Below are 6,149 nucleotides of genomic sequence, written 5' to 3' on the forward strand. Positions count from 1 at the left end.
GAAAATTACGATCGCATCTTTGAAGAGCGGTTTCGCCTCAAGCGCGATGAAGCTAAAGATGGTTATGGTATCGGTTTAGCTTTATGTCAACGGATTATTAGAGCGCACTACGGGCAAATTTGGGTAGACTCAGCCCCCAATGGAGGCAGTTGTTTCCATTTCACGCTGCCGGTTTATTCTTTATAGTGAGTAGGAGCGCACACGTGTGCGCCCCTACTCATTATTTATAATTTTTTATTGCAGCAATAATCTGCACGTTAGCGGCAGGAAAATTGTATTGTTCGATTTCATCTAGAGTTACCCAACGGATCTCCGCACACTCGATCGGCTGAGGAACTCCACTCAAATAATGACAGTGGTGTACTGCTAGCGTTACGCGCAAGTGAGAGTAGTCGTGTTCGATAGTGATGAGGCGATCGCCGACTGCAACTTCTACCCCTAACTCTTCCATCAGTTCGCGCTTGATGCATTCTTCTACCGTCTCTCCTGGCTCCAATTTTCCGCCGGGGAATTCCCACAATCCGCCCATTGCCCCCTCTGGGCGACGGCGATCGATTAAAATTTGTTGTTGAGCGTTCCACAGAACGCCCACGCCGATAATTTTATGCGGAATTGAAATGGGTTTTGAAGTCATGGACGGTTTGTTTTACTTATTCCTGCTCTGTCCCGATGACTTCCGTTGCTTCTAAGGACTTTTCAAACATCATGCGTTGTTCGGCATTGCGTAAGAAATAACCACTAATCATTGCTGAAGCGAGTAATCTACCCAAACTTTCACGGTTAGTTGTAATCGTTATACCGAAATTTTCTCCAGGTAAACTACCTAACATACCGATGATATTACGCTCGATCATCTGTAATACTTCAGTAGAGCTAGGCTTGGATAGCTGAGTAATAGCCTCTGGACTTAGCGACTGGACGTATTGCCATAAGGAATCGCTGTCCTTTGATTCTCCTGGGAAAAACTCGGAAACTTGATGTGATGAGTCGTTCACTGATGACCTCCCTTACAGTTCGGTTGCCAAATTGTAACCGATCGACTGGCTGTTAGTGTTGTTTACAATTTAGCCGACAAATAGCGTCTTTATGTAAATTTAATGTAACAGGTAGGCGCGGATATGATAGGTGGCAAAACCGAACTAAATTTGGAGGGTTGTTGCTCCACAACGGAGGTTATCGGTGCTTGGTCGTTGGTAATGGGTAATTTGTAGTTGACAGTTATCAGTGACTAGTAATAAATCGGGTGTGGGGTGTAGGGTGTAGGGTGTGGGGTGTGGAGATTTTAAATTTTTTTCTCCCTCAGCTGGGCAACTCTCCCATTCTAGCCTTCGGCAAGCCCTTCGGGCTACGAGAAGGGCTATTCTCCGAGAAGCCACCCTTCGGGTGTCTACGCCCTACATCTGAGCGACTCTCTCTTCTCCCGACTCCCGACTCCCTAGCTAGCCAAATACTGATCGAGGTCTGCTTTACGCTTGCGGAGCTTGGTGAGGGCTTCGCGCTCGATTTGGCGTACCCGTTCGCGGCTGATATTGAGGCGATCGCCAATCTTGGCTAACGTCATTGCTTGTCCGTCAGCTAAGCCGAAACGCAATGATAAAACCTCCCGTTGCTGTGGAGTCAAATCTGCCATCAGCTTCTCAATATCGGTAGATAAGCAGGACTCAGTCACGAATTCTTCTGGGGAGAGACTCGTATCTTCTAATAGTTCGCCCAATTCTGTATCTTGGTTGTCTCCTACCCGCAAATCTAACGATAGTGGTAGTCGCGCTCTTTCTAAATACTCGCGTACCTGTTTGGGCGTGAGTTCTAGTGCTGTAGCTAACTCTACAATACTTGGGGCGCGTCCTAGATTTTGAGAGAGTTGACGCTGTGCTTTTTTGATTTTGTTTAATTTTTCTGTAATGTGAATCGGTAGGCGAATGGTTCGTCCTTTTTCAGCGATCGCCCGTGTGATTGCTTGCCGAATCCACCAATAAGCATAAGTAGAAAATCTATAACCTTTAGTGGGGTCAAACTTCTCTACACCCCGCTGCATCCCAATCGTCCCTTCTTGGATCAAATCCAATAAGTCTACGTTACGCTTGATGTACTTTTTAGCGACGGAGACGACTAGTCGCAGGTTAGCTTCTACCATTCTGCGCTTAGCAATTTCTCCTTCGGCGATCGCTGTAGATAAGGCTGTTTTATCTAATCGCGCTGCTTCACTCCACTCTTCTAGGGTTGGTTCGCGCCCCAGCTTTGCAACTAACTCTTCTTGGAGCGCGTACAGGCTGCTGAGTCGCTGCACTTGCTTGCCATATACAATCTCCTGCTCGTGGGTCAGTAATGGAACACGACCAATCTCACGCAAGTAAGTACGTACAAGGTCAGTGGTTGTCTGAGCGGTTTTCATGGCGCTATGTTTCTTTATCAGTAGTAAGCAGCTGTGTGGAAATAAAAGAGTAACACTTATTTCACTACCAAGCCCTCTGCTGATGAGACAAGCTTTTTCTGTTACATATCCAGACAGCAGAAGGCTATAGTGTTACACGAATTGGACAACATCTAGTTGTTCGCAGAAATTTAATTTTAGAGCTGTCTCTACGAGTAGAGCAGCTTTACTACCCTCCAATCAGTCATTGGATCGCTTAAGATTAACATTTTACACTATGAATAATTGTAACATTTCTGAGAGGAAACTGTCACTGCCTGCATTTTCTGTCTCAGCTTGAGAGCTGAGTTAGCTCCGCGACTTGCCCTCACAGGGCGCTCGCACTCCAAAGTTAAACTGTTTCACGCACACAAAAGTCGCATTTTTTAGTCAAAGTTAACTAGTAATTTGACTAATAAATGCATCAGAGGAGACAAAAAACAGTAAATGTTTTAATATTTTGCGTTTTGAGTGACTTAGGTTGAAGTATGTCAGGGAGCAGGGAGTAGGGAGCAGTTATCAGTGACCAGTGACCAGTGACCAGTGACCAGTGACCAGCGATCGGTGAAGACAGTAGTTATGACTAACCACTCACTACACCCCACACTTCCCACACCACTCATCCCTCACTCCTCACTCCTCGCCCCTACCTAGAGCCGTTCCCCATAAAACCTAGCGTTAGGCTATCGTGGGCGAGGAAATGCCCTAAGTGATATGCTCTTTCTTCGGTTTCGAGTAGGATTTTCTCGTATAAGTAACGGGTAGCGCGATCGCCTAAACTTTCTGCTTGAGCGGCTTGACGACGGATCAACCCAATAATTGCCTGTTCTGCCGCTAGATCGTGTTCTACCATTTGACGGCAAGCAAAAACACCGTCTGGTTCTGGCTCGAAGCAGCACATCTGGGCGAGTTGGCTAAAACTAGCTACGGGTACGCCACCCAGTCCATCTAAACGTTCGCCAACATCGTGAACGTGTCCCTGGACTTCTTCATAGCTTTCGCTGAAATACTGGTGCAGCATATAGAATTCTGCACCCTCAACAACAAAATGATGTTTTTGATATTGCAGGTACAAACCCTGAAAGCTAGCAAGAGCAATATTTAATCCTTCGCAAACAGGAGTGGTGACACTGCGATCGAGCAGAATAGGGTTGTCGTATACCTGACCGAAGTTCCGTAGAATTGTTGCCTCAGACATGGTTCTCCTCTCTTGGCTGGTTGTGATCCTGTTATCGATAACTCACTGCCACTTTCATTATCGCTCTCCCGTCAAGCTTCAAACAGCGCGATCGCTATGTTTTTCAGTGCTTTTGACTGCTGAGACAACCCATTATTAAAGAAAATTTTTTGCAAATATCATGAGAATTATTTGCATTTAGAGTATGCTATTGGGTAAAGTTAAACTGTCGGCAGCTAGCACGGGCTAGTCACGGCAATAAGATGACGAAATGTAATTTGAGCGTCGGAGGGTATGGGGTTGAAACCGTTAGGTTGCGAACCGGAAGTTAGAGAAATTGTGGAAGTGAAATGGGCAGATAGATGGCAGGTGTATCAACGTTTACAAGAGTTAGAGATTCCTTGTTGGTGCGATGCCGGACAGCCATTAACAGTTGAGATAGCCGATCCCACAACGGCAGTTCAATTAAATAGTGTTTTGAGACAATTCACTGCATCTCGCCAAGATTTGGTGTGGTGGTTAAAACAGTGCTGGTAAAACCGTAGATCGAGCATTGGTTGTCGTTCATCCGAAGGTGATAAAGCAATGAGTATTCGCTTTGGTAAAGAAGTATCGGCTTTTAGCTTAGAGGGAAAATTTCTCAGATTTGAATTAGAAGATGGCTATAAGCGCAAATATTTGCAAATTAGCACTGTGGAAGGTGAATATCGGGTCAAACTCCCCAAGTATCTGCGTTCATCTATGGAATTAAACCTTAATCCAGGGGATTTAGTACAAATTTTTGGTGAGAGAAAGTTTGACTATAAGAAAGATTCGCTCAAATTAAAGGCAGAACGAGTGATCGCGATCGATCTCCAACCGTCAGCTATGACTCCTGCTACGCCTGTTAAACGACAAACCAAAGCAAAAGCTAGTATTTTAGTGTGTCAGAAGTCTGATTGCGTGAAACGGGGCGCAAACGGAGTTTGTAAAGCATTAGAAGCCTCTTTGAACGAGCGCGGTTTGGAAAATGAAGTAGAAATTAAAGCTACTGGTTGCCTTAAACAGTGCAAAGCTGGACCAAACGTCGTGGTGATGCCCGATAAAACTAGATATACCCGCGTACAAACCAAGCAGGTTGCAGAATTGATTGACAAGCATTTTAATGCAGATGAAAATTCTCATAATGAGAATGTGCAGCAATTAGCATTAGTTGGCAATCGAATTTTTCCTGTTAGCTGAGAATCGTGCTAAATGAAAAGATTTACCAAGTAAATTTGAGGAGGATCGCTACTAGATTCTGGGAGAATTTATGGCAAATTCTTGACAGATGGTAAATTGCTCTGGGATACAAAAATATACGTTTGTATGTTTGACAAAATGAAATAATAGTTAAATTATTGAACGAATCTTCAGGTAATGAATCCAGGTGTGGTTGCGGCGATCGCGTATGGGATTTTAGCCATAGTTGGCGGCGCGATTGGCTATAAGCAAGCTCAGAGTAAGGCTTCGCTGGTTTCTGGTACTGCTAGCGGTTTATTGCTGATTCTGGGAGGAGTTGCGCGCTCTTTCGGTCAGGTCTGGGGTCTCGGGTTAGCTGCTATAGTTACAGTAATATTAGTTATTATTTTTACTACTCGTCTGATAAAAACACGCAAATTCATGCCAGCAGGATTAATGACTGTTGTAGGTGTAGCAGCGTTGGTAGTTATGTGGAAAAATTTGTAGAGACGTTATATCGTGCGTCTCTACATTGGTTATGAGGTACATTTGGACAAAGTTAATTCTCTTCGCTAGGATCGGATTTATAGCGAATCTTCAGCATCAAAATCATTCCAGCAAAAATAAATGTTACGATGTTGGCGGCGATGATAGGAATATCGTGTACGTAGAAGCCGTAGATCAACCACAGAATGATTCCCGTACATAAAACGATGAGCATACTCCAAGAAAGATCGTGAGCTGATTTCGTTTTCCAGGTTTTGATCAACTGGGGTAAATATGCGATCGTTGTCAGGACTCCTGCAAATAGTCCTAGAGGGGTGATGAAATTAAAATCTTCCATGTTTATGCGTTCTAGTTACAACGTCCCCTATTATTCTCGCAGAATTCCGATCCCTGCTTCTCTTTCTATGTAATCGACTAAGCTAATAAAATCATCTCGCGGATAGCACTTGCCACCGATAAGCTGAAATGCTAATTCACTCGATGGATTATCGGGATTTTCTAAAATATGGATTCCCCAGTAGTATAGTTGGTCGCTAGTACGAATGCAAACTTGTTCTGGATCGATGCAATGAAACTTTTCATCGTTCTGGCTAATATGTTTATAGACTGATAAGAATGACTCTTTTAAAATCTTAAATCGTCTAATTCCTGGGTCTCTAAAGTTATTAACTAAAACAAACAGATGAGCGGCTTGATTAATATTTCTAATTTTTTGCACTGTATCTTGAATCACGATTCCATGTTTGTTAATACCTAGAGGATTCAAAGTTGTAGGAATAATACAATAATCAAATTTCTCAATCAGTTCTCTTGGGTTGCGTTCTAAAGCAGGAGAACAATCACATATAACTATTT

At 43.7% G+C, this 6,149-nt stretch carries 10 protein-coding genes and 1 pseudogene; 4 read left to right on the plus strand and 7 right to left on the minus strand.

Going from position 1 to position 6,149, the window contains the following annotated elements; translation table 11 throughout:
* On the plus strand, nt 1–186 hold a 186-nt coding region (locus ACRC32_RS06285; protein ID WP_438553183.1), incomplete at its 5' end, for an ATP-binding protein.
* A gap of 34 nt (nt 187–220) precedes the next feature.
* On the opposite strand, the gene mutT is transcribed toward ACRC32_RS06285, so the two are convergent.
* The 5 genes from mutT to ACRC32_RS06310 form a co-directional block, all read right to left on the minus strand.
* The gene (gene mutT / locus ACRC32_RS06290; protein WP_438553184.1) at nt 221–634 is read right to left on the minus strand and encodes an 8-oxo-dGTP diphosphatase MutT; all 414 of its coding nucleotides are present in this window, start codon (nt 632–634) and stop codon (nt 221–223) included.
* A 16-nt stretch (nt 635–650) separates the two neighbouring features.
* Entirely contained in the window at nt 651–995 is a 345-nt protein-coding gene (locus tag ACRC32_RS06295; protein WP_438553185.1) for a DUF760 domain-containing protein, read from the minus strand.
* Nucleotides 996–1,139: 144 nt separating this feature from the next.
* On the minus strand, nt 1,140–1,376 hold the full coding sequence (locus ACRC32_RS06300) for a hypothetical protein (RefSeq protein WP_438553186.1): 237 nt from the start codon (nt 1,374–1,376) through the stop codon (nt 1,140–1,142).
* A gap of 59 nt (nt 1,377–1,435) precedes the next feature.
* Nucleotides 1,436–2,392: an RNA polymerase sigma factor, RpoD/SigA family gene (locus tag ACRC32_RS06305; RefSeq protein ID WP_438553187.1), complete on the minus strand. Its 957-nt coding sequence runs from the start codon at nt 2,390–2,392 to the stop codon at nt 1,436–1,438.
* Nucleotides 2,393–3,056: 664 nt separating this feature from the next.
* Nucleotides 3,057–3,608, minus strand: a complete 552-nt coding sequence (locus ACRC32_RS06310; RefSeq protein WP_015155342.1) for a Dps family protein — start codon at nt 3,606–3,608, stop codon at nt 3,057–3,059.
* A 273-nt stretch (nt 3,609–3,881) separates the two neighbouring features.
* On the opposite strand from ACRC32_RS06310, the gene ACRC32_RS06315 reads away from it, so the two are divergent.
* The 3 genes from ACRC32_RS06315 (at nt 3,882) to ACRC32_RS06325 (ending at nt 5,294) form a co-directional block, all read left to right on the plus strand.
* Nucleotides 3,882–4,124, plus strand: coding sequence for an Asr1405/Asl0597 family protein (locus ACRC32_RS06315; protein ID WP_438553188.1), 243 nt, complete (start codon nt 3,882–3,884; stop codon nt 4,122–4,124).
* Nucleotides 4,125–4,172: 48 nt separating this feature from the next.
* Nucleotides 4,173–4,808 (plus strand): (2Fe-2S) ferredoxin domain-containing protein, encoded by a 636-nt coding sequence (locus tag ACRC32_RS06320; RefSeq protein ID WP_438553189.1) that lies wholly within the window; start codon nt 4,173–4,175, stop codon nt 4,806–4,808.
* Nucleotides 4,809–4,985: 177 nt separating this feature from the next.
* On the plus strand, nt 4,986–5,294 hold the full coding sequence (locus ACRC32_RS06325; protein ID WP_438553190.1) for a TMEM14 family protein: 309 nt from the start codon (nt 4,986–4,988) through the stop codon (nt 5,292–5,294).
* 52 nt (nt 5,295–5,346) lie between these two features.
* On the opposite strand, the gene ACRC32_RS06330 is transcribed toward ACRC32_RS06325, so the two are convergent.
* Together ACRC32_RS06330 and ACRC32_RS06335 are read right to left on the minus strand one after the other, a co-directional pair.
* Entirely contained in the window at nt 5,347–5,631 is a 285-nt protein-coding gene (locus ACRC32_RS06330) for a SemiSWEET family sugar transporter (protein WP_438553191.1), read from the minus strand.
* 30 nt (nt 5,632–5,661) lie between these two features.
* A pseudogene (locus ACRC32_RS06335) lies at nt 5,662–6,149 on the minus strand (restriction endonuclease); the annotation flags it as partial.

The organism is Chroococcidiopsis sp. (assembly GCF_051657925.1).
Lineage (GTDB): Bacteria > Cyanobacteriota > Cyanobacteriia > Cyanobacteriales > Chroococcidiopsidaceae > Chroococcidiopsis.

Excerpts from the sequence above, each read along its gene's own strand:
- mutT (WP_438553184.1), bottom strand. The coding sequence starts at position 634 with ATGACTTCAAAACCCATTTCAATTCCGCATAAAATTATCGGCGTGGGC.
- ACRC32_RS06305 (WP_438553187.1), bottom strand. The coding sequence starts at position 2,392 with ATGAAAACCGCTCAGACAACCACTGACCTTGTACGTACTTACTTGCGT.
- ACRC32_RS06330 (WP_438553191.1), bottom strand. The coding sequence starts at position 5,631 with ATGGAAGATTTTAATTTCATCACCCCTCTAGGACTATTTGCAGGAGTC.
- ACRC32_RS06310 (WP_015155342.1), bottom strand. The coding sequence starts at position 3,608 with ATGTCTGAGGCAACAATTCTACGGAACTTCGGTCAGGTATACGACAAC.
- ACRC32_RS06315 (WP_438553188.1), top strand. The coding sequence starts at position 3,882 with ATGGGGTTGAAACCGTTAGGTTGCGAACCGGAAGTTAGAGAAATTGTG.
- ACRC32_RS06325 (WP_438553190.1), top strand. The coding sequence starts at position 4,986 with ATGAATCCAGGTGTGGTTGCGGCGATCGCGTATGGGATTTTAGCCATA.
- ACRC32_RS06320 (WP_438553189.1), top strand. The coding sequence starts at position 4,173 with ATGAGTATTCGCTTTGGTAAAGAAGTATCGGCTTTTAGCTTAGAGGGA.